This is a genomic window from Lentzea indica, assembly GCF_012184385.1.
Lineage (GTDB): Bacteria > Actinomycetota > Actinomycetes > Mycobacteriales > Pseudonocardiaceae > Lentzea > Lentzea indica.
Genome location: NZ_VSRL01000113.1, coordinates 1 through 21,246, shown reverse-complemented (window position 1 = coordinate 21,246; position 21,246 = coordinate 1). Strand labels below are relative to the sequence as shown.

The window sequence follows — 21,246 nt, the reverse complement described above, 5'->3', positions numbered from 1 at the left end:
ATGCCGGTCGGAAAACGATGAGAAGAGTAGCTCTCGCCGCGTCCGGCGCGGCCGTCCTTCTTGGTGCGCTCGACGCGTACGTCGTCGTCGGTGTCCTCACGGACATGGTGCGCGACCTGGGCATCGCGGTGAACGAGCTGGAGCAGGCGACGCCGATCGTCACCGGCTACCTGCTCGGCTACGTCGCGGGCATGCCGTTGCTGGGCCAGCTGTCGGACCGGCTGGGGCGGCGGTTCGTGCTGCAGGTGTCGCTGCTCGGGTTCCTGGTGGGCTCGGTGATCACGGCGCTGGCCGCTGACGTGCCGCTCCTGGTCGCCGGGCGTGTGGTGCAGGGCCTCGCCGGTGGCGCGTTGCTGCCGGTCACGATGGCGCTGGTCGCTGACCTGTGGGACGAGCATCGGCGGTCCACGGCTCTCGGCGCGGTCGGCGCCGCACAGGAGCTCGGCTCGGTCCTCGGCACGCTGTACGGCATCGGCGTTGCGTCGCTGTTCAACGTGTTGCCGTTGTTCGAGGCGTGGGAACCGCAGAGCTGGCGGTGGGTGTTCTGGGTGAACGTCCCGTTGGCGGTCATCGCGATGGTGATCGTCCAACGGACCGTGCCGAACACACGACGTGAGGTCCGCATCGACGTCGTCGGCGGGGTGTTGCTCGCGTGCGCGTTGTCGCTGCTGGTGGTCGCGCTCTACAACCCGAAGCCCGCCGAGTCCGTGCTGCCGTCGTGGGGCTGGCCGGCGCTGGGTGCCGCGCTGGTGGTGCTGGTCGCCTTCTTCATGTGGGAACGCCGTGCCGCTGTGCGGCTCATGGATCCCGAAGGTGTGCAGTGGCGGCCGTTCTGGGCCGTGCTCGGGGTTTCGCTCGCCGCCGGTGCGGCGTTGATGGTGACGCTGGTCGACGTGGAGTTGTTCGCGCAGACCGTGTTGCGCCACGACTCCGCGGCCGCGGCGACGTTGCTGACGCGGTTCCTGATCGCGTTGCCCGTCGGCGCTGTCCTGGGTGGATACCTGGCAGGCCGGATCGGCGACCGCTGGGTGTCCTTCGGTGGGCTCACGGTCGCGTCGGCGTCGTACGTGTTCATCGCGCAGTGGCCGGCTGACGTGTCCGGGTTCGTTTTGACGCGGGACCTCGCCATCGCCGGTTTCGGGCTCGGGCTGGTCATCGCGCCGTTGTCCGGTGCCGTGCTGCGTGTTGTGCCGTCAGTGCGGCACGGCGTGGCGTCGGCGTTCGTCGTCGTCGCACGTATGACGGGCATGCTCGTGGGTGTGGCGGCGTTGTCCGCGTGGGGACTCCACCGGTTCCGCGAGCTCACGGCAGACCTGAACACGCCGCTGCCGTTCGGCGTCGACCCCGCTGAGTTCCAGCGGCAGATGGCCGAGTACCAGCGCGGGCTCACCGAGGCGCTGCTCACCGAGTACCACGAGATCTTCCTGATCACGTCGGTGATCTGCGCTCTCGGAGCGCTGGGATCGGTCCTTCTTCCTGCTCGGGTCGGAGCGAAAGGCACGCTGGTTCCCTGAGCTCGAACAATCCTTCCACTCAAGCGCAGGGCGGGGCTGATCGTCGACCGGCTTCGGTGAGGAGGCGCTCGGCCGGGGTGTCCCAGCCGAGCGCCCGCCACCCCTTGTCAGCAGACCGAGTCGGTCTCCGGCAGCCTCAGGTCCACCAGGTAGTTCGTGCCCACACCGTCCACACAGCCGATACCGGCAAGGAACGCCGTGTGCTGGTTTCCGTTGTACGTCAGCAAACGCGCGCCGAGCGCGGCCGCGAGGTCGACGCCGGACTGGTAGGGCGTCGCCGGGTCACCGGTCGTGGAGACCACCAGCACCTGCGGCAGGCCGTTCACGTTCGGCGGATGTGGTTCCGACGTGTGCGGGGCCGGCCAGAAAGCGCACGGGCCGAGCGCGGTCTCGTCGCTGGGGATCGTGTCGTTGCCCAGGATTTCCAACAGCCTCCGACGGTTGGACTCCAGGGTCGCCCTGTCCTTGACCGGTGGCTCGTCGACGCAGCGGATCGCGACGAACGCGTCCTGGATGCGGGAGTAGGACCCGTCCTGGGCGCGGCCGAGGTACTGGTCGGCGAGCTGCAGCAGGGTGTTGCCCTTGTTCTGCCGCAGTTCCTGAAGGCCCTTGAGCGCCGTCTCCCACAGCCGGTCCGTGTACATCGCCTGGATGATCGCGGTGTTCGCGTCCGAGTGGGACAGCTTGCGCTCGCCCACCTGCAGCGGGGTCTTCTTCAGCGGCTCGATCATCTGCCGGAATCGGGACTCGGCGACGTTCGTGTCCGTCCCGATGGGACAGTCGCGCTGGGCGCACCAGCTCGCGAACCGCTGGAACGACTCCTCGAAGCCCTGCGCCTGGCGTGCCGACGCGGCCACCTTGTCACCGTCGACGTCCACCGCGCCGTCGAGCACCATCGCGCGGACGTTGCCCGGGTACATCTCGGCGTACAACGTGCCGATGCGCGTGCCGTAGGAGTAGCCGAGGTAGGTCAGCTTCTGCTCCTTCAACGCCCCGCGCAGCACGTCGACGTCCCGCACGACGTCACGGGTGCCCACGTTGCGCAGAAGGTCGATGCCGCTGCGTTCCGCGCACTTCTCGACGAAGAACCGGTTCTCCGTCTCCACGGCGTTCGCGGACTCGCCCTTGGGCCGCAGGCGCTGCGCGTCCCGTTCGGCGTCGGTCAGGCACTGCACGCGAGGCTGGCTCGCGCCGACGCCGCGCGGGTCGAAGCCCACCACGTCGAACCGCTTGCTGACCGGGTTGTTCGGCTGCATGTTCGCGACGTGCGCCATGCCCGAACCACCGGGACCGCCGGGGTTCACCACCAGAGAGCCGACCCGTCGCCCCTGTTCGGCGGCGGGCCGTCGTAACAGGCCGACAGTGATCGTCCCGGCGTCCGGGTTCTCGTAGTCGAGCGGAACCTGCAGACGCGCGCATTGGATGCCTTCGCGCTCGAACAGGCCCTTGCTCTTCGTGTCGGTCGCGTAGGGCTGGCAGGCACCCCACGACAACGCCTGCTCGTAGAAGCGCGCCAGGCCCTTGCGCGCGGCGACGGGTGAGCCGTCTATGCGTGCGTAGGACGTGGACGTGCCGAGCAGAACGATCAAGGCGAACAAGGCTGCTGTGACTCGGGATCGCCTCTTCGTCATTAGGCGCACCGGGTTCCGTCAGCGGGCAGTGTCTGGTCGATCAGGTACTTCACGCCGGCGTCGTCCACGCACTTCTGGCCCTGCAGGAAGACCGTGTGCTGGACACCTTCGAAGGTGAGCAGCCGCGAGTTGAGCGCTTTGGCCAGGTTGACGCCGGCTTCGTAGGGCGTGGCCGGGTCGCCGGTCGTGGAGATGACCAGCAGAGGCGGGATGCCGTCGGCCTTGGGCGGCTCGGTGCGTCCGGACACAGGGGCCGGCCAGAACGCGCACGAGTCGAGCGCGGCACCGGGCGGGTTGCCGTCGTCGAGGAACGGTGCCGCCGCCTTGTACCGCTTCGCGGTCTCCAGCAGCGCGTTCTTGTCCGTCAGCCGTGGGTCGTCCACGCAGTGCACAGCACTGAACGCGTCCGAGATGGTCGAGTAGTTGCCTTGGTCGTCGCGGTCGAAGTACGCGTCGGCGAGGCGCAGCAGCATGGCGCCCTTGCCGTTCTTCAGCTCGTTGAGGCCGTCCAGCAGCAGCGGCCACAGCTGTTCCGAGTACAACGCCTGGATCGTGGCGGTGATCGCGTCGTTGTAGGACAGGCTGCGGTTGCCGACGTTGACCGGCTTCTGGATCAGAGGTGTTGTGAGCTGGCGAAAGCTCGCGTTGGCATCATCACCAAGTGGGCAGTCCCTTTTCTCTCGACACCACTTCACGAACTCGTTGAACGCCTTCTGGAAGCCGGCGGCCTGGGCTACCAGCGACGCGAGCTGGTCCTGGGTCGGGTCGACGGCTCCGTCGAGGATGAGTGCGCGCACGTTCTGGGGGAAGGTCTCGGCGTACTCGGTGCCTATGCGGGTGCCGTACGAGTACCCGACGTAGCTCAGCTTCGCGTCGCCGAGCGCAGAGCGGAGGACATCCATGTCCTTAACTACGTCCCGCGTGCCCAAGTTGGCGAGCATTGATGCACCGAATTTTGTACCGGCGGCACACTTCTCGGCATACGCCTTGTTCTCTTGCTCCGTTTGGGCGATTCCCTGGGGTGAAGTGTCGACATCGAGGTCCAAACGCTCGGCGTCGCGCTCCGGTCCGGTGAGACATTTCACCGCCGGTTCGCTCGCGCCGATCCCCCGCGGGTCGAACCCGATCAGATCGAACCGCTGCCCGAGCTCGGTCTTGCGGTAGTCCGACACCATGCTCGCGGCCGATGCCATGCCGGAGGCACCGGGACCGCCGGGGTTGATCAGCAACGACCCGATCTTCTGCCCGGTCGCCTTGTACCGCAGAACACCGATGGTGATCGTGTCGCCGTCCGGTTTGGAGTAGTCGAGCGGGACCTGCAGCCGGGTGCACTCGACGTCGCGCTTGTTCCCGTACGCCTGCCGGCTCGACCCGGTCGTGGCGAACGACGCGCACTCCTGCCAGGCGAGCTGCTGGCCGTAGTACTTCTCCAGGCCCGCGGGGACTGTCCCTGCCGGACCTTGCTTCTCGAGGGACACGCCTGGCCTGGCCGCCCCCTCGATGATCGACGTGCAGGACGCGAGCAGCGGAATGACGAGCAACACGCTCAAGAGACGGACCACAGCCCGATGGTATGGGAGATGATGAGGGCATGCCGCAGCTTCGGATCGCGCTCGCCCAGGTCAACGCCACTGTCGGTGACCTTGACGGCAACGCTTCGTTGGTCGTGGAGTGGACGCGCAAGGCCCGTGAAGGCGGCGCGCACCTCGTGGTGTTCCCCGAGATGGTGCTGACCGGCTACCCGGTCGAGGACCTGGCGATCCGCACGTCGTTCGCGCGGGCCTCCGCCGAGGCACTGGAGGCGCTGGCTGCTTCGTTGAACGATGCCGGGCTCGGTGACATCGCCGCTTTCGTCGGTTACCTGGAGCACGACTCCGTGGGCCCGCGCAACGCTGTGGCCGTGCTTTCCGGTGGGCGTGTCGTGGCCCGGCAGAGCAAGCACCACTTGCCCAACTACGGGGTGTTCGACGAACGGCGGTACTTCAAGCCGGGGTCGTCCCTGGACGTTCTGCGGATCAACGGTGTCGAGGTCGGCATGGTGATCTGCGAGGACCTGTGGCAGGACGGCGGGCCGATCACCGCGCTGGGCGACGCCGGTGTCGACCTGGTGGTCTCGCCGAACGCCTCGCCGTACGAGCGCAACAAGGACGACCAGCGGTTGCCGCTGGTGGTTCGTCGTGCTGCTGAGGCCGGGGCGCCGCTCGCGTACTGCAACCTGGTCGGCGGGCAGGACGAGCTGGTGTTCGACGGCGACTCCCTGGTCGTGTCGGCTGACGGGCAGCTGATCGGGCGGGCGCCGCAGTTCGTCGAGCACCTCATGCTGGTGGACTTCGACCTGCCGGGTGGCGCCGGCCACGAGCAGGGGCAGATCGGCGAGTTCTACGTCCGCCGTGTCTTCCTGTCGGACGCGGTACCCGCTTACGAGCCGTTGCCCGCGCCGCGCGTGTTCGAGCCGCTGTCCGACGAGGCAGAGGTGTGGCACGCGCTGGTGACCGGGTTGCGCGACTACGTGCACAAGAACGGGTTCCGGTCCGTTGTGCTCGGTCTGTCCGGTGGCATCGACTCCGCCGTTGTGGCTGCCTTGGCGGTCGACGCTCTTGGCGCTGACTCCGTGTACTGCGTGTCGATGCCTTCGTCGTACTCGTCCGATCACTCCCGTTCGGACGCCTCCGACCTGGCCGTCCGGACCGGGTTGCACTACACGACCGAGCCGATCGCGGACATGGTGTCGACGTACGTCGAGCAGCTGAAGCTGACCGGTCTGGCCGAGGAGAACATCCAGGCGCGCTGCCGGGGCATGCTGCTGATGGCGTTGTCCAACCAGCACGGCCACCTCGTGCTGGCGACGGGCAACAAGTCGGAGCTCGCCGTCGGCTACTCGACGATCTACGGCGACGCGGTCGGCGGCTATGCCCCCATCAAGGACGTGTTCAAGACGCTGGTCTTCGGCCTGGCGCGCTGGCGCAACGACGAGGCGGAGAAGCGCGGCGATTTGCCGCCGATCCCGGAGAACTCGATCACCAAGCCCCCATCGGCCGAACTGCGCCCCGGCCAGGTCGACACGGACTCGCTGCCCGACTACGAGCTGCTGGACGACCTGCTCACCCGCTACGTCGACGGCGACCGCGGCTACGACGACCTGATCTCCGCAGGGTTCGCGCCCGAGCTGGTCGACAGGGTGCTGCGGATGGTCGACAAGGCCGAGTACAAGAGGCGGCAGTACCCGCCGGGCACGAAGATCTCGAACAAGGCTTTCGGGCGGGACCGGCGGTTGCCGATCACGAACGGATGGCGCGAGGGCTGAAGTAGAGCCTGCTCTACCGCGCGGGGCACGGGCCGATCGCTACGTTTCTCCACATGAAACGGATCTGGGCGGCACTGTTCTACCTGGCGACAGGGCTGCTGACGGCCATCGCGTCGTGGCTCGCGCTCGGGGTGCTGCTGCTGTCCGTGGTCGTGCTGCCGCTGCTGCCGATCACCGCGCCGCTGATGCGCCGGATCGTGGACCTCGACCGGTGGCGGCTGGCCCGTCTCACGGGTGTCGAGGTGCCGTCGCCCGAGCCGCTCACCGGACCGTGGCTGCACCGGGCGCAGCGGGTGCTGGCCGATCCGGCCAGCCGACGCGACGGGATGTGGCTGCTCACGCATGCCCTCTTCGGCACGTTGTTCGGGGCGGTCGCCATCGGCATCGCGGGCGCGCTGGTGCAGCAGCCGTTGGTGCCGCTCTTCTGGTGGACGATCCACGGCGGGATGGACAACTCGTTCGGCATCCACGTCGACTCGTGGGCGAGTGCGTTCCTGAGCGTGCCCATCGGGATCGTGCTCGCGCTCCTCCTGACGCAGACGCCGCGCCTGGCCGCACTGGACGCGAGCTGGGCGAAAGCGTTGCTGGCACCGCCGCGAGCCTCGTTGGAGACGCGGCTGGCCGAGGTCGTCGCGACCCGTGCGGCGGCGTTGCAGGCGCACGGGGCCGAGTTGCGGCGAATCGAGCGCAACCTGCACGACGGGACGCAGAACAAGCTGGTCGGCGTGGTGATGATGCTCGGCATCGCGGAACGAACGCTGGTCCACAACCCGGAGAACGCGCTCCAGGCGGTGCTCAGGGCACAGGACGCGGCGGGCGATGCGTTGACGGAACTGCGCGATGTCGTCCGGAGCATCCATCCACCCGTGCTGGACGACCTGGGGCTCGACGGCGCGATCAAGTCACTGGCCGCGCGGTGCCCGGTGCCGTGCGCGCTGGCGGCCGACCATCTCGGGCGGATGCCGGCGGCGGTGGAGGCGGCCGCCTACTTCGCGGTGGCCGAGGCACTCACCAACGTGGCCAAGCACAGCGGTGCCGAGCAGGCGTGGGTGAGCCTTGCGGTGCAGGACTTCCAGCTCGTCGTCGTGATCCACGACGACGGCAGGGGCGGCGCGGACGAGAAGCGGGGAACGGGACTGGACGGCATTCGCGGCCGGGTCGAGGCGCTGGACGGCACCGCGACCGTGAGCAGTCCCGAGGGCGGCCCGACCGTGCTCACCGTCGTGCTACCAATGGGGAGGTGACCATGCGCATCGTGATCGCCGAAGACGACGCTCTGCTCCGCGAGGGCCTGACGTTGTTGTTGCGCAACGAAGGCTTGGACGTGGCAGCGGCCACGGACAACCCGGACGACTTCCTCGTGGCCGTCGCCGAGCACGAGCCGGACATCGCCGTGGTCGACGTGCGGATGCCACCGACATTCACCGACGAGGGGCTCAAAGCCGCGGTGGAAGCACGACGGAGGCACCCGAAGCTGGCCGTGCTGGTGCTGTCGGCGTGGGTGGAGCAGAGCTACGCGCACGAACTGCTCGCCGGCACCAACGGCGGCATCGGCTACCTGCTCAAGGAACGGGTCGGCAAGGTCGCGGACTTCCTCGACTCACTGCACCGGGTGGCTGCGGGTGGCACGGCGCTGGACCCCGAGGTGGTGTCGCAGCTGCTGGTGCGACGCAAGGCGGACGATGCGCTCGGTGTGCTCTCACCGCGCGAGCGCGAGGTGCTCGGTCTGATGGCTCAGGGGCTGTCCAATGCGGCCATCGGCGAACGGCTGGTCGTCAGCTCGGGGGCCGTGCACAAGCACATCGGCAACGTGTTTCTGAAGCTTGGTCTCAACAGCGAGGACGGCACGGGAGACCGGCGGGTGCAGGCCGTCCTCGCGTACCTGGATCACTGAGCCGAATCAGGTCGGACGGACGAACGGGAAGAGCACGGTCTGCCGGATCGACGTGCCGGTCAGCATCATCAGCAACCGGTCGACCCCCATCCCGAGCCCACCTGTAGGCGGCATGCCGTGTTCCAGCGCCCGCAGGAAGTCCTCGTCCAGCTCCATCGCCTCAACGTCACCGGAAGCGGCCTTCAACGACTGCGCCTCCAGCCGGCGCCGCTGCTCCAGCGGGTCGGTCAGCTCCGAGTAGGCGGTGCCGATCTCCGCGCCGAACGCGACCAGGTCCCACCGCTCGGCCAGTCGCGGGTCGACCCGGTGCTGCCGGGTCAGCGGTGACACCGAGGTCGGGAAGTCGATGTAGAAGGTCGGCCCGACGGTGGAAGGCTCCACGAACGAGTCGTACGCCTCCTGAACGAGCTGGCCGTGGTCCCAGTCGTCGTTGATCTCGACGTCACGGGAGGAAAGCAGCGAGCGCAGCTCCGAGACGGACGTGTCCGGAGTGACGGTGGCGTCCAAAGCCGAGGAAACCGCCGTGTAGACCGGAATCACCGGCCACTCACCCGAGATGTCGAATGAACCCTCCGGCCGCACCGCCACCTCCTCCCCGAACGCCGTGCGGGCCGCGTGCTGGATCAACGAGCGCACCAGGCCCAGCATCACCTGATAGTCCGCATAGGACTGGTAGGCCTCCAGCATGGTGAACTCGGGGTTGTGCGTGGCGTCCGCGCCCTCGTTGCGGAAGTTGCGGTTCAGCTCGAACACTCGGTCCACACCCGCTACACACAGCCGTTTCAGGTACAGCTCCGGCGCGATCCGCAGGTACATCCGCATGTCGTAGGCGTTGATGTGCGTGACGAACGGCCGGGCGTTCGCACCGCCGTGCACCGCCTGCAACATCGGCGTCTCGACTTCGAGGTAGGAGTGCGAGTGCAGGAACTCGCGCACGCTGCGGATGACGTCGCTGCGCAGCTTCAGCATCGCCGCCGAGTCCTGGTTCACCACGAGGTCCAGGTAGCGCTGCCGTACGCGGGCTTCCGGGTCCGTGAAGCCCTTTCGCTTGTCCGGCAACGGGTGCAGGCACTTCGCGGTCATCACCCACGAGTCGGCCAGCACGGAGATCTCGCCGTGGTCGGACTTGATCACCTGCCCGGTCACGCCGACGTGGTCGCCGAGGTCGACGTCCGACTTCCACGACGCCAGCGCGTCGCCGAGCGTGTCCGCGGACAGCATCAGCTGGATCTCGCCGCTGAAGTCGCGCAGCCGCGCGAAGCACAGCTTGCCCATCTCCCGCAGCGCCACCACACGTCCGGTGACCGAGACGTCCTCGCCGAAGCGTTCCCGCGCCCCGGCAAGAAGATCAGTGCGAGAGAACCCGACCGGATACGGATCGACTCCGGCGGCCATCAGCCGTTCGACCTTCGCGATCCGCACCCGGACCTGTTCTGGCCGCCGCACCGCCTTCGGCTCCACGCGAATCGCGTCGATCTCGGCGACCTTCAGAGCGAACTCCGAGCTCACATCGGTCTTCTGCAACGCTCGCTTGCGCAACGACCGCAGCGACGGCACGAAGCCCTCTGCGACACCGGCGGCGATGCTGACCTGCGGCAACGAGCGGGAACGCTGGTAGCAGAGGAACCGCGGCTCCCAGTCCGGCAGGTACTTGGCGTTGGACCGGTACAGCGACTCGAGCTGGAAGAACCGCGACGCCAGCGACAGCACCCGCCGCCACGCCCGGAGCACCGGGCCCGCACCGATCTTCTCGCCCTCCTCGAAGACCGCGCGGAACATCGCGAAGTTCAACGAGATCCGGTGCACGCCGAGGTGTCCGGCGGCGGCCGCGAGCTGGGCGACCATGTACTCGTTCAGGCCGTTCTCCGCAGACCGGTCACGCCGCATCAGATCCAGCGACACGCCTCGGCGTCCCCACGGCACGAACGACAGCAGACCTCGCAACGCACCAGAAGCGTCGTACGCCTCGACCATCACGCAGCGGCCATCGCTCGGATCTCCCAGGCGTCCCAACGCCATCGAGAACCCGCGCTCGGTCTCGGCACCGCGCCACGCCTCCGCGAGGTCCAGAATGGACGTCATCTCGTCCGGCGCGATCTCGCTGTGCCGGCGGACCCGCGTGGTGTACCCGGCGCGTTCGACACGGGACACCGCCTGGCGCAGCCCACGCCGTTCCGGCCCGGCGAGGTTGAACTCGCGGACGTCCAGAATCGCCTCGTCGCCGATCTCCAACGCCTTCAGCCCGGCGTTGGAGTAGACCTGCGCACCCCGTTCGGACGCGCCGAGCACGCCCGGCATCCAGCCGTAGGTCCGCGCCTCGGACAGCCACGCCCGCACGGCTTCCGGCCAGGCCTCCTCGTCGCCGATCGGGTCGGCGGAGGCCAGTGTCACGCCGCCGATCACCCGGTACGTCAAAGCAGCACGTTCAGAAGCCGCGAACACCACGCTCTTGTCGCGCCTGGTCGCGAAGTAGCCCAGCGAGTCTGGCTCACCGTCGGCAGCCAGCAGCCTGCGCACGTCGAGCTCCTGGTCCGGCGTGATCACGTTCTGGGTGCGGACACCGCGGAAGAACAGGTACATGCCGCGAATCGCGACGAGCGTGCCGCCCAGACTGAGCACGACGCTCAACCACTGCGGGCCCTCGGGAATGTCGAGCCGTCCCAGCCGGACGACCTCGCCCGTCGCCTGGTTCGCCGCCCACGCGAGCTTGTCGAGCTGCTCGACCAGTTTGCCGGGGAAGACCTCCGTGAGACCCCAGCCGACCAGCACCAACGCGATCATGCCCAGCACGAACGACACAAGCGCTTGCCGCCACGCACCGCGAGCCAGTCGCGCCGGGAACGCCGACCGCACCACCCACAGCAGCGACACGAACAGGACCGAGGTCGCGAACCCGCCCCCGAGGAACACCCAGTAGCCCATTTCGTCGTCGCCCTGCAGGACTTCTTCAGGTGCGACGGCCAAGATGACCATGATGGACACGACCGACAGCAGGCCAGTCACCTGGAAGAGCAGCAGCGCCCACAGCGCCGCCCGCTTGTGCCTGCGCAGTGCAGCGCCCAGCACGAAGAACACCAGCGCGATGAAGAGGTTTCCGTCGATGGGCAGGCCGAAGAAGAACCCGACGGTGTCGGCGACGTCGGTGAACCAGCTGTCCTCGGGCAGGATCACCCTGAGCAGCGACATCACCCCTGCCAGCTGCACGATCGTCGCGAACCAGCCAGCGATCTTCCACTTCCACGCCGGTGCCACATCTACTCCCGAGGTCAGCCCGTGTCGGTCATGATCCCCTCTTCGGCCGGACGGGTGCACGTCACCTCCACCGGACGGCCTGACCAGCCCGTTGTCGTGCTCAGCTCAGGTCTGGGCGGGGCCTGGTTCGACTGGGACCGGACCGTGCGGCTGCTCGAACCACTCGCTCGGGTGATCGTGTTCGACCGGCCGGGCCTCGGGATGAGCGGTCCTGCCCTGCGCGGACCGTCCCTGGCGCGTGAGGTGGCCGTGCTGGACGCGGTGATGCGCGGGATCCCCCGTGCCGTTCTGATCGGGCACTCGATGGCGGCCCTGCACGTCGAGGCCTATGCCAGGCTGCGGCCGCACCGCGTCGACGGGGTCGTGCTGCTCGATCCGGACGCCGAGACGCCAGGCGCGGGAGCCCCGTTCGACATGTCGGCGGTGATCGCGCAGGGGCTGCGGGCGTTCGGCAGCCGCTGGCTCGGCGCACGCTTCACGCGGCGGTACGGGCACTCGTTCCGCAACCTGCTGACCGCGGCTTCGACGCTCGGCGTGACCGACCCGGCGCCCGCTGACCTGGTCGAACTGGTCTACCGGCGGCCAGGGGTCGGGCGAGCGGTGCTGTGGGAGCTCGCGTCGTACCCAGGTCAGGTGGCGACGCTGGAACGGTTACGTCAACGCCGTGAGCTGCCCAAAGTGCCGTGGCTGGTGCTCACGGCGGGACGCAAGGTGTGGCCGGAGCACCAGGCGTTGGCCGCCCTCGTGCCGTGGGGACGCAACGTGCCGGTACCCGGCAGCCGGCACATGATTCAGATGGACCGGCCGGACGCCGTGGTCATGGCCGTCCGGGAGGTGCTCAGGGGTCTACCCACCTCGTAGTCCAGAACGTCGTCCCAGAAGGTGGCGAGGCGTTCGGGATCGGTGCAGTCGAGCACCAGTTCGGTGATTCGCGATGCCGCGCGTGTGACGGTAACCGCATCTGCATTCCGTTTCCGCTCAACGGTGCCACCCTGGTATTCGGCAACCGTGCACAAAGCGCCCGGGGACCCACGGAGGTGGGCCTCGAGGAAAGGAACGGTCGACGATGACCACTGCCGAAGTTTCCGCGCCCTACGGCTCCGGAGCGGGTCAGAAGCCCCCGGCCAAGAGGGTCCGCGTTCACCACCTGCGTGACATGAAGGAGCGCGGCGAGCCGTGGCCCATGCTCACCGCGTACGACATGTACACCGCCGAGATCTTCGACGAGGCGGGCATCCCCGTGCTCCTCGTCGGTGACTCCGCGTCCAACAACGTCTACGGCCACGAGACCTCTCTGCCCGTGACCGTGGACGAGCTCGTTCCCCTGGTACGCGCGGTGACGCGATCCACGCGTCGCTCTCTCGTTGTCGCTGACATGCCGTTCGGCTCATACCAAGTGTCGGTCGAGCAGGCTGTCGCGACGGCCATCCGGTTCATGAAGGAAGGCCAGGCGCACGCGGTCAAGCTGGAGGGTGGCGCCTACTTCGCGCCGCACATCCGCGCGATCACCGCCGCGGGCATCCCGGTCATGGCGCACATCGGCTTCACCCCGCAGTCCGAGCACCAGCTCGGCGGCTACCGCGTGCAGGGTCGCCACGAGAACCACGACGTGGTCGTCCAGGACGCACTGGCGGTGCAGGAGGCGGGCGCGTTCGCGGTCGTGCTGGAGATGGTGACCGCCGAGGTCGCCAAGCAGATCACGCACGACCTGGTCATCCCGACCGTGGGCATCGGTGCCGGTCCGGACACCGACGCCCAGGTGCTGGTGTGGCAGGACATGATGGGCCTGCGCCGCGGCAAGGGCCCGCGCTTCGTCAAGCGCTACGCCAACCTCGCCGACGTCATGCTCGGTGCGGCCTCCGAGTTCGCCAACGAGGTGCGCGGGCACCAGTTCCCCGGTCCCGAGCACACCTTCCACTGATCGTTCGTTCCTAGCGGGTCCAGACCTCCGGGTCTGGGCCCGCCGGCACGATGCCGGTCGGATTGATCTGGTGGTGCGTCACGTAGTAGTGGCGCTTGATGTGGTCCCAGTTCACGGTGTCGCCGAACTGTGCGTAGAGGCGTTTCGCGTAGGCCCAGAGATTGGGCATCTCCGTGAGCTTGTTCCGGTTGCACTTGAAGTGGCCGTGGTAGACCGCGTCGAACCTGACGAGCGTGGTCCAGAGCCTGATGTCGGCCTCGGTGAGCTGTCCGCCGACCAGGAACTCGGTGGTGGCGAGGTGCGCTTCGATGCGGTCGAGCTCCTCGAAGAGGGCGGTGTACGCCTCCTCGTAGGCCTCCTGTGACGTCGCGAAACCGGCCTTGTAGACGCCGTTGTTGACGTTGTGGAAGATCGGCTCGATCCAGCCGTCGATCTCGTCCCTGAGGTGCTCCGGGTAGAGGGTGCTCGCCGGGTTCCAGTTCAGGCTGAAGTCCAGCGTGATCTGCGGGTAGTCGTTGGTGACGACCTTGCCCGTGGTGACGTCGACCAGTGCGGGCACGGTGACGCGGCCCTCGTAGTCCGGGTCGGCGTTCTGGTAGGCCTCGCTGAGGAAGTCGATGCCCAGGACCGGGTCGGTCTCGGGGAAGCGCCAGCCCTTCTCGTCCCTGATGGGGTCGACGATCGCGAGTGAGATGGCGTCGTCGAGCTTGAGCAGCTTGCGGACGATGACCGCGCGGTGCGCCCATGGACAGGCGAGGCTGACGACGAGCCGGTAGCGGCCGGGTTCGGGCTCCGGCCGCGCGGTGAAGCGGTTCGGCTGCCGGACGAACGCCCCCGTGGTCGATGTCTCCTTCGAGAACTGCGCCATGTGTTCGACGATAGGCCCATGTACCCGGAGATCGAGCCCCACGCGTCAGGCCACCTGGACACCGGCGACGGCAACCTCGTCTACTGGGAGGAGTGCGGCAACCCCGACGGCAAACCCGTCGTGTTCCTGCACGGCGGCCCCGGCGGCGGCTGCTCGTCGTCGCACCGCCGCCTGTTCGACCCGTCCGCCTACCGGATCGTCCTGTTCGACCAGCGCGGGTGCGGACGTTCCCTGCCGCACGCTTCGGTGTCGGGCGACCTGTCGTTGAACACGACCTGGCACCTCGTCGCCGACATGGAGCGGTTGCGGTCGTCGTTGGGGATCGAGCGGTGGCAGGTCTTCGGCGGATCCTGGGGTTCGACTCTCGCGTTGGCGTACGCCGAAAAGCACCCGGATCGCGTCTCGGAGCTGGTGCTGCGCGGGATCTTCACGCTGCGGTCGTCCGAAGTGGACTGGTACTACCGCGGTGGCGCGGCGAACATCTTCCCCGACCTGTGGGAGAAGTTCATGGCTCCTCTTGCCGGGCTGGACGGAGATCCGGTCGAGCTGTACGCGAAGTTGCTGGCCTCAACGGATCCCTCGGTGCACGGGCCGGCGGCGGTCGCGTGGAGCACGTGGGAGGGCGCGACGGTGACGTTGCTGCCGCGGCCGGAACTGGTGGCGGAGTTCGCCGTGCCCGAGTACGCGCTGGCGTTCGCGCGGATCGAGAACCACTACTTCGTCAACAACGGGTGGTTCGAGGAGGGGCAGCTGATCCGGGATGCTTCCCGGCTGGCCGGCATTCCCGGGGTGATCGTGCAGGGACGGTACGACGTCGCCACGCCCGCGGTTTCCGCGTGGGACCTGCACAAGGCGTGGCCAGGATCGGAACTGGTGCTGGTGCCTGATGCCGGGCACGCCTACGACGAGCCCGGCATCCTGTCCGCGTTGCTGGAGGCGACGGATCGGTTCCGCGACTAGCGACTAGCGCAGGCCGTTCCACTTCGTGCTCGACGTGGTGCACGTGGCAACGGTCACCTGCGCGGTCAGGCACTTGCCGAGGGCGAGGTTGCGGAACTGGAACGACGTGCCCGTGGCCGGGACGCGGCGCCAGCGCTGGGTGGAGCTGGTGCCGCAAGCCTGGCTCAGCACGTTGCCCGTGCTGGTGGCGGTCAGGCACTTGCGGGTGGCCACGTTGCGCGGCACGTCCGCGTCACTGACCGGGACGATCCACTGCTGGTTGCCGGCGGTCTCGTTGCAGGCCCTCAGCACGATGTCGGTTCCGGTGTCGACGAGACAGCGGGTGCTGCCGGCGAGCTGGTAGACGAACACCGGTTCGGCCTGGGCCGGGATTGCGGTGAGGGTCATGACGGCGGCGGCGGTCGCGATGATCGCGGCTGGTTTCCCCATGGCGAAGATCTTGACAGTGCGACGGGTCCGGCGAATCCACCTGTGGTTGTCAACCCTGGCCGTAGTCGAGCGCCCGTTCGAGGCTTTCCCGTGCTTCCACCAGGGACGGGCCGTACCAGGTCAGGTGCCGGCCGTTGACCAGCACGTACGGCAGGCCGGGAAAGCTTTCCGGGCCGTCGTCGTGGGTGAACACGTACGGCTCGTCGGGCAGGATGACCAGGTCAGGGCGCAGGGAGTTCATCTCGTCGAGGCTTGGACGCGGGTAGCGCTCCTCGTGGGAGGCGTAGACGTTCTCGATTCCCAGGCGCCGCAACACATCGGTGGCGAAAGTATCGCGGCCGACGACCACCCACGGGCGGCGCCAGACCGGGATCAGCGCCGTCAGGCGCACCGGCTTCGACGAACGCCACAGGTTCTCGGCGCGAACCAGCCAGCCGGGTTCGAGGTCCCAGGCCGTGGCGAAGAACCGTCGCAGCGACTTCAGGGCCATCGGGACGGTGGCGGGAGCCGCAGTCACCCAGACCTGGATGCCGTTGGCGCGCAACCGGTCCACGTCCTCCGCGCGGTTCTCCTCCGAGTTCGCGATGACGAGATCCGGGCGCAAGGCCATCACGCGGTCGACGTCCGGGTACTTCGAGCCACCGACCCTGACAACGTCCAAAGAGGACGGATGCGTGCAGTAGTCCGTGGCCCCCACCAAGGAGGAAGGCACGCTGACCGCGACGGCCTCGGTGATCGACGGCACCAGACTGACCACCCGCTGGGGCTGGTCGAGCGCCACCGGCTCACCGAGATCGTCGACGGGCAGCATCAGACTCCCGTGATCTTCAGACCGGCGTGGGTCTTGTAGCGGCGGTTGACCGCGATGAGGTTCGCGGTGAACGCCTCGACCTGGTGAGCGTTGCGCAGACGGCCGCCGTAGACGCCGCGGAAGCCGGGGACCAGCTCGGCCAGGGAACGAACCGTGTCGGTGGCCTCGCGGTCATCGCCGAGAACCAGGACGTCCATGTCCACTTCGGACACCGTCAGGTCGGCCAGCAGCACGGCGGACACGTGATGGAACGCGGCGGTGACGCGTGACTCCGGCAGCAACAGCTCTGCCTGCTGTGCGGCGCTGCCGTCGGTGACCGGCAGCGCGAACGGGCCCTGCTTGTCGAAGCCGAGCGGGTTCACGCAGTCGATGACGATCTTGCCGGCGAGCTGGTCGCGAAGGCCCTGAAGCAGGTCACCGTGGCCCTCCCACGGGACGGCGACCAGCACGATGTCGGAGTCGGCCGCGCAGTCGCCGTTGTCCGCGCCCCGCACGTCGCCGCCGGCGACGTCGACGATCTCCTTGGCCGCCAGCTCCGCGCGTTCGGCGCTGCGGGAGCCGATGATCACCTTGAGGCCCGCCTTGGCCCAGCGGATCGCGAGGCCCTTGCCCTGGGCTCCGGTGCCGCCCAGGACGCCGACGGTGAGGTCACGAATCTCTGTCACCCGTGCATCTTCACACGGTTGCCTTGGTGCGGGCTGTCCAACGTGACCTTGCGCTCGATGCTCAGACGGCCTTGAACCGAACGCGCCGCTCAACCGGGTCGGCCTCGTCCAGCCGGACGCGAATCCGCTCGCCTTCCGGCAGCCGTTTCCCAGCGCACTTGGCCAGTACCGGTGGCGCCGACACGAACACCTCGGCCTCGTTCTCCCCCGACCGCAGCACCACGGCCTCGAACTCCTGCCCGACGCGTCCGGACAACACCCAGGCCTCGACCTGGTCCAGCGTTGCCCGCTCCACCTTCGACGCCACCGAATCCGACGCTCCCATCAGCGACGGCAGCTGCGGCAACGCTTCAGCCAGCCAGGACGGCAGTTCCTCCCCGGCTGTCACGGCGAGGCACACCTCGGTGGCGAACCGGTCCACCAGCCGTCGCAGCGGTGCGGTCACGTGCGTGTAGGGCGCTGCCACGCCCGCGTGCGTCACAGCCTCGGGAACCGACCCGGAGAACGCCGAGTAACCCGCACCGCGCAACAACCGCGTGGCATCCGTGAACAGCGCCAGCGCGTCCGGTCGCGAAGCATCGAGCCCGGCCAGGAAGGCACCCGGTGACACGTCCGCGGGCCACGGCACTCGAAGAGCCGCCGCGGACTTGCGCAGGGACGCCACGGCCTCGACGTCCGGGTCGGGCAGCGTGCGCAGGACGCCGACACGGGCCTCCAGCATGATCGACGCCGCCGCCATCCCGGTCATCAGCGAGATCTCGGCGTTCCACGAGTCGACCAGCGCCCGCGGCCGCGTGACGAGCTTCCAGCCCTCGCCGTTGGACTCGATCTCCTGCTCCGGCAGCTGCAGCTCGATCGCACCGCGCTGACGAGCCAGCGCACGCCGCAGCGGCCCGAACTCGGCCAGTGCCGCAACGGACGGGTGCGGATCGCCCGCATCGAACGATTCCTGCACCGACCGGTAGTCGAACTGAGCCGTCGACCGCACCAACGCCCGTCGCACCTCTACGGCCGTCGGCACACCTTCAGCCGAGCACGTGAACGTCCACAGCACCGCGGGCCTGACCACGCCGGGCAACAACGACGCGGCGCCCTCGGACAGCACGGTCGGATGCAGCGGCACGTTGCCGTCGGGCAGGTAGATGGTCTGGCCACGCCTGCGGACCTCGGTGTCGAGCGCGCCACCCGGCGTCACGAAGGTGCCCAGGTCCGCGATCGCGTAGTGCACCACGAAGCCCGTCGAGGTCCGTTCCAGGCACAGCGCCTGGTCCAGATCCTTCGCACCAGGCGGATCGATCGTCACCAGCGGGATCGAGGTGAGGTCGGGGCGGTCTCCACCGGAACGGGAGACCGCCTCCTCGGCTTCTGCCAGTGCAGCGGCAGGAAACGACGACGGCAGCGAGAACTCGGCACGAACCGCGTCGAAGTCCACTTCGGCACGGCCTGTGCGGATCACCAGTGAAGCCACCCGCACAGGGTAAGTACTCAGGCCCTCAGTCCTCGTCGTCGCCGCGCCACTTCTTGTCGGCTTCGTCGGCGGCCTTCGTGCGTTCGCGGGCGATCTCCAGGGCACGAGCCGCGGTGGCCTCGTCCGGATAGGGCCCCATGCGGTCGGGTCCCTTGCAGCCCTTGCCGTGCTCGACCGTCTGGTGCGTCAGGCAGTAGTACCAACCGCTCGTATCGCTCATACGCGTTCGCCTCCCAAGGGCGCCGGGAATCCCCGCGGCGGCGTCGACTGGTTGGCGTTGGCGTACTCCGACGGGATCGGGTCCAAACACGACACCAGCACCGTGCGATCCTCGGCGTTCTCGATCTTACGCCCGGAGCGGTCCCGGTAGACCAGAGATCCGTCGGAGTCGATCTCCATGATCGCGCCGACCTCGGCCAGCTGTTCCTCGTCGAGGTCGGCGAGCTTCTCGTAGCGGGACGGCACCACCCGGTAGATCGGCCACTTCAGATGACCGTAGGTGCGGTGGAAGTCGGCCAGCAGGTGCGTCAGATGCTGCTGCCACGGCAGCGGCATCGCCTCGGCCAGCGCACGCGGGATCACCACGTACTCGGCGGAGACGCCTGGTGCACCGGACGCCATGTAGTCACGCACTGGTGTGCTCGACGCGGGCGGTCCGGTAGGCCTCGGGATGGGGTCGTGGTTGAACATGCAGCGCCTCCCCGCGATCTACACGCCCGGCCGGACGGCCAGCGGCATCAGCTCGTGATAATTCCAGTTGATCTTGCTGATCTTCACGACGTCACCCGTTTGGGGGGCATGGATGTACTCGTCATTGCCGAGGTACATGCCCACGTGGTGCACCGACCGCGGGTCCGCGGTGTTGTACGCCCAGAAGAGCAGATCACCGGCCTGGGCGTCGCGCACCGGCAGATGGGCGCCGCCCTTCTCGTACTGGTCGTTCGCCACGCGCGGGATCTTCACACCGGCCGCGCCGAACGCCTTCACCAGGATGCCCGAGCAGTCCCACGCGTCCGGGCCGTTGCCGCCCCACAGGTACGGCTCGCCCAGCTGCTCCCTGGTGAACTGGATCGCGATGCCCGCCGCGTTCGAGCCCAGCAGGAACTGACCGGCACCCGAGCCGCAGCCCGCGGGGTCGCTGATCTCCCCCAGCTCGCCCAGCAGGAACGCGGCCATGGCCTCCCAGTTGTGGTACCGGTCGGGGAACGCCGAACGCTCGACCGCCTGCGCCGAGTCGCCCGGCCGCTTGTTCTCCCAGTCCGGCACCTTCAGCAGCACGTCGTAGAACTTGTTGATCGCGTACGTCGGGTCGGTCACCTCGGCGGGTGATCCCCAGCCCATCGACGGACGCATCTGGAAGATGCCCAGCGAGTCGCGGTCGCCGTAGTTCAGCGGACGCAGGCCCGACTCGGTCATGCCGGCCTGGATCGCGATCTGCCACGCCAGCGGCGGCAGCTTGCGCTCCTGACCGATGGAGATGATGCGAGCGACGATGTTGCGCTGCTCGTCGTTGAGCCGCGACGCGTCGTGGCGGCCCTTGTCGCCGCCACCCGCGTCCCACGGACCGATGGCGGCGTTGCAGCCGGCCAGCGTGAAGCCCTCGCGAGCCGCGGGGTTCGTGGAGTTGTTGACCACCTGTGTCACGCCCGATGTCGCCACCGCGATCACGACGACCGCGACGAGCGCCCCGATCAGCAGCATCAAGCGCATGGATCAGCCCGCCTTCGTGTAGCCGTTGACCCGCCACTCGTTGCTAGGCGAGAGCTTGATCAACATGATGACGACCTTGCCGAGGTCCGTGCTCACCTCGAAGTCCGCGGACGACACGGTCGACCGCACCGCCCGCACTCCCGGCGTGAGCTTGTCCGGCACGTTCTTCGGATCAATGGTCGCCATCTGCGCGAGGAACTCCTCCGTCGTGTACGGACGGAGCTGCGCGAGCCACTTGTTGACGTCGTTGTCCGGCGGCGGCTTGATCCAGTTCTCGGCCCACAGCTCGGCGATCAGCTGCGCGTCGGCCGCAGGCGGGGCGGCGGAGGCGGCGTTCGTGGGCGGCGGCAGCTTGGTCGGCAGCGAGGCACCGCTCGAGGGCAGCTGGCCCACCTGGGTGCCCTGCGGCGACGTCGACTGGCCGACGACCGACGGCACGGTGGGCTGGCGGTCGAGCACCTTCGGGATGATCACGCCGAGTGCGACGACCACCACGACGAAGATGATGATCGAGGCGGCCAGGTGGCGCGGGGAACGCAGCGGCCATCCCCACAGCCTGCGGTAGACCGCGGCACGGCCGCGGTTGGTTCGGATCGGCACCTACGCACCCCCCAAGAAATCGGACACTGTCAGTTGTCCCTGACTTCGAACCCGCGTGACGGCCGGTAGATCACGTGCACCTGACGCCCTGCCACCACTTCTGTCTCAGCCCTGCGAGGTTCCTGCACCGGGGTCGCGTAGCCGTTCGACCGCGACGGCACGAGCACCGCGTCGCTCGACCCGGTCCCACTGCCCGTGTCCGGTGACCGGGTCGGGCTG

Annotated in this window: 20 protein-coding genes; 7 read left to right on the top strand and 13 right to left on the bottom strand. The window is 68.3% G+C overall.

Going from position 1 to position 21,246, the window contains the following annotated elements:
• The first annotated feature begins 17 nt into the window (after positions 1 to 17).
• Positions 18 to 1,514 carry an MFS transporter gene (locus tag FXN61_RS27310; protein ID WP_167976884.1) on the top strand — a complete coding sequence of 499 codons (1,497 nt, stop codon included), beginning with the start codon at positions 18 to 20 and terminating at the stop codon, positions 1,512 to 1,514.
• Between the two features lie 107 nt (positions 1,515 to 1,621).
• Here the strand turns inward: FXN61_RS27310 and FXN61_RS27305 are convergent, their stop codons facing one another.
• Both FXN61_RS27305 and FXN61_RS27300 read right to left on the bottom strand, forming a co-directional pair.
• A complete protein-coding gene (locus tag FXN61_RS27305) occupies positions 1,622 to 3,103 on the bottom strand; it encodes an alpha/beta fold hydrolase (RefSeq protein ID WP_246292071.1) in 1,482 nt (493 codons plus the stop codon).
• A gap of 41 nt (positions 3,104 to 3,144) precedes the next feature.
• The gene (locus FXN61_RS27300) at positions 3,145 to 4,707 is read right to left on the bottom strand and encodes an alpha/beta hydrolase (protein WP_167976882.1); all 1,563 of its coding nucleotides are present in this window, start codon (positions 4,705 to 4,707) and stop codon (positions 3,145 to 3,147) included.
• Between the two features lie 29 nt (positions 4,708 to 4,736).
• Here FXN61_RS27300 and FXN61_RS27295 point away from each other — a divergent pair, with 29 nt between their 5' ends.
• Genes FXN61_RS27295 through FXN61_RS27285 form a run of 3 tightly spaced genes read left to right on the top strand, consistent with a single transcriptional unit; the run spans position 4,737 to position 8,343 of the window.
• Positions 4,737 to 6,449 carry an NAD+ synthase gene (locus FXN61_RS27295; RefSeq protein ID WP_167976881.1) on the top strand — a complete coding sequence of 571 codons (1,713 nt, stop codon included), beginning with the start codon at positions 4,737 to 4,739 and terminating at the stop codon, positions 6,447 to 6,449.
• A 53-nt stretch (positions 6,450 to 6,502) separates the two neighbouring features.
• Positions 6,503 to 7,693, top strand: coding sequence for a sensor histidine kinase (locus FXN61_RS27290; RefSeq protein WP_167976880.1), 1,191 nt, complete (start codon positions 6,503 to 6,505; stop codon positions 7,691 to 7,693).
• Positions 7,694 to 7,695: 2 nt separating this feature from the next.
• Positions 7,696 to 8,343, top strand: a complete 648-nt coding sequence (locus FXN61_RS27285; protein ID WP_167976879.1) for a response regulator — start codon at positions 7,696 to 7,698, stop codon at positions 8,341 to 8,343.
• Between the two features lie 6 nt (positions 8,344 to 8,349).
• On the opposite strand, the gene lysX is transcribed toward FXN61_RS27285, so the two are convergent.
• Positions 8,350 to 11,595, bottom strand: coding sequence for a bifunctional lysylphosphatidylglycerol synthetase/lysine--tRNA ligase LysX (gene lysX / locus FXN61_RS27280; protein ID WP_312878025.1), 3,246 nt, complete (start codon positions 11,593 to 11,595; stop codon positions 8,350 to 8,352).
• 30 nt (positions 11,596 to 11,625) lie between these two features.
• On the opposite strand from lysX, the gene FXN61_RS27275 reads away from it, so the two are divergent.
• Both FXN61_RS27275 and panB read left to right on the top strand, forming a co-directional pair.
• Positions 11,626 to 12,456, top strand: coding sequence for an alpha/beta fold hydrolase (locus tag FXN61_RS27275; RefSeq protein ID WP_167976878.1), 831 nt, complete (start codon positions 11,626 to 11,628; stop codon positions 12,454 to 12,456).
• A gap of 205 nt (positions 12,457 to 12,661) precedes the next feature.
• Entirely contained in the window at positions 12,662 to 13,516 is an 855-nt protein-coding gene (gene panB, locus FXN61_RS27265; RefSeq protein WP_167976876.1) for a 3-methyl-2-oxobutanoate hydroxymethyltransferase, read from the top strand.
• Positions 13,517 to 13,526: 10 nt separating this feature from the next.
• Here panB and FXN61_RS27260 read toward each other — a convergent pair whose 3' ends face one another.
• On the bottom strand, positions 13,527 to 14,384 hold the full coding sequence (locus tag FXN61_RS27260) for a glutathione S-transferase family protein (RefSeq protein ID WP_167976875.1): 858 nt from the start codon (positions 14,382 to 14,384) through the stop codon (positions 13,527 to 13,529).
• 18 nt (positions 14,385 to 14,402) lie between these two features.
• Here FXN61_RS27260 and pip point away from each other — a divergent pair, with 18 nt between their 5' ends.
• Positions 14,403 to 15,344, top strand: a complete 942-nt coding sequence (gene pip, locus FXN61_RS27255) for a prolyl aminopeptidase (RefSeq protein ID WP_167976874.1) — start codon at positions 14,403 to 14,405, stop codon at positions 15,342 to 15,344.
• Between the two features lie 3 nt (positions 15,345 to 15,347).
• Here pip and FXN61_RS27250 read toward each other — a convergent pair whose 3' ends face one another.
• From FXN61_RS27250 to FXN61_RS27210, 9 genes are all read right to left on the bottom strand, one after another.
• Positions 15,348 to 15,773, bottom strand: coding sequence for an RICIN domain-containing protein (locus FXN61_RS27250; RefSeq protein ID WP_167976873.1), 426 nt, complete (start codon positions 15,771 to 15,773; stop codon positions 15,348 to 15,350).
• Between the two features lie 49 nt (positions 15,774 to 15,822).
• The gene (locus FXN61_RS27245) at positions 15,823 to 16,584 is read right to left on the bottom strand and encodes a helical backbone metal receptor (RefSeq protein WP_167976872.1); all 762 of its coding nucleotides are present in this window, start codon (positions 16,582 to 16,584) and stop codon (positions 15,823 to 15,825) included.
• On the bottom strand, positions 16,584 to 17,249 hold the full coding sequence (gene npdG / locus FXN61_RS27240) for an NADPH-dependent F420 reductase (protein ID WP_167976871.1): 666 nt from the start codon (positions 17,247 to 17,249) through the stop codon (positions 16,584 to 16,586). The genes FXN61_RS27245 and npdG overlap by 1 nt, the downstream gene beginning before the upstream one ends.
• 61 nt (positions 17,250 to 17,310) lie before the next feature.
• Positions 17,311 to 18,705, bottom strand: a complete 1,395-nt coding sequence (locus FXN61_RS27235) for an RNB domain-containing ribonuclease (RefSeq protein ID WP_167976888.1) — start codon at positions 18,703 to 18,705, stop codon at positions 17,311 to 17,313.
• Positions 18,706 to 18,742: 37 nt separating this feature from the next.
• A complete protein-coding gene (locus tag FXN61_RS27230) occupies positions 18,743 to 18,937 on the bottom strand; it encodes a hypothetical protein (RefSeq protein ID WP_167976870.1) in 195 nt (64 codons plus the stop codon).
• Positions 18,934 to 19,407 (bottom strand): hypothetical protein, encoded by a 474-nt coding sequence (locus tag FXN61_RS27225; RefSeq protein WP_167976869.1) that lies wholly within the window; start codon positions 19,405 to 19,407, stop codon positions 18,934 to 18,936. Before FXN61_RS27225 ends, FXN61_RS27230 begins: the two co-directional genes overlap by 4 nt.
• 18 nt (positions 19,408 to 19,425) lie before the next feature.
• The gene (locus FXN61_RS27220; protein WP_167976868.1) at positions 19,426 to 20,427 is read right to left on the bottom strand and encodes a C40 family peptidase; all 1,002 of its coding nucleotides are present in this window, start codon (positions 20,425 to 20,427) and stop codon (positions 19,426 to 19,428) included.
• Between the two features lie 3 nt (positions 20,428 to 20,430).
• Positions 20,431 to 21,027, bottom strand: a complete 597-nt coding sequence (locus tag FXN61_RS27215) for a hypothetical protein (RefSeq protein ID WP_167976867.1) — start codon at positions 21,025 to 21,027, stop codon at positions 20,431 to 20,433.
• A gap of 29 nt (positions 21,028 to 21,056) precedes the next feature.
• Positions 21,057 to 21,246: hypothetical protein (locus FXN61_RS27210; protein ID WP_246292070.1), on the bottom strand; the 190-nt coding region annotated here is incomplete at its 5' end.

Coding starts and splice junctions, on each gene's coding strand:
- FXN61_RS27310 (WP_167976884.1), top strand. CDS start 18: ATGAGAAGAGTAGCTCTCGCCGCGTCCGGCGCGGCCGTCCTTCTTGGT.
- FXN61_RS27295 (WP_167976881.1), top strand. CDS start 4,737: ATGCCGCAGCTTCGGATCGCGCTCGCCCAGGTCAACGCCACTGTCGGT.
- FXN61_RS27290 (WP_167976880.1), top strand. CDS start 6,503: ATGAAACGGATCTGGGCGGCACTGTTCTACCTGGCGACAGGGCTGCTG.
- FXN61_RS27285 (WP_167976879.1), top strand. CDS start 7,696: ATGCGCATCGTGATCGCCGAAGACGACGCTCTGCTCCGCGAGGGCCTG.
- FXN61_RS27275 (WP_167976878.1), top strand. CDS start 11,626: ATGATCCCCTCTTCGGCCGGACGGGTGCACGTCACCTCCACCGGACGG.
- panB (WP_167976876.1), top strand. CDS start 12,662: ATGACCACTGCCGAAGTTTCCGCGCCCTACGGCTCCGGAGCGGGTCAG.
- FXN61_RS27260 (WP_167976875.1), bottom strand. CDS start 14,384: ATGGCGCAGTTCTCGAAGGAGACATCGACCACGGGGGCGTTCGTCCGG.
- pip (WP_167976874.1), top strand. CDS start 14,403: ATGTACCCGGAGATCGAGCCCCACGCGTCAGGCCACCTGGACACCGGC.
- FXN61_RS27250 (WP_167976873.1), bottom strand. CDS start 15,773: ATGGGGAAACCAGCCGCGATCATCGCGACCGCCGCCGCCGTCATGACC.
- FXN61_RS27245 (WP_167976872.1), bottom strand. CDS start 16,584: ATGCTGCCCGTCGACGATCTCGGTGAGCCGGTGGCGCTCGACCAGCCC.
- FXN61_RS27230 (WP_167976870.1), bottom strand. CDS start 18,937: ATGAGCGATACGAGCGGTTGGTACTACTGCCTGACGCACCAGACGGTC.
- FXN61_RS27225 (WP_167976869.1), bottom strand. CDS start 19,407: ATGTTCAACCACGACCCCATCCCGAGGCCTACCGGACCGCCCGCGTCG.
- FXN61_RS27220 (WP_167976868.1), bottom strand. CDS start 20,427: ATGCGCTTGATGCTGCTGATCGGGGCGCTCGTCGCGGTCGTCGTGATC.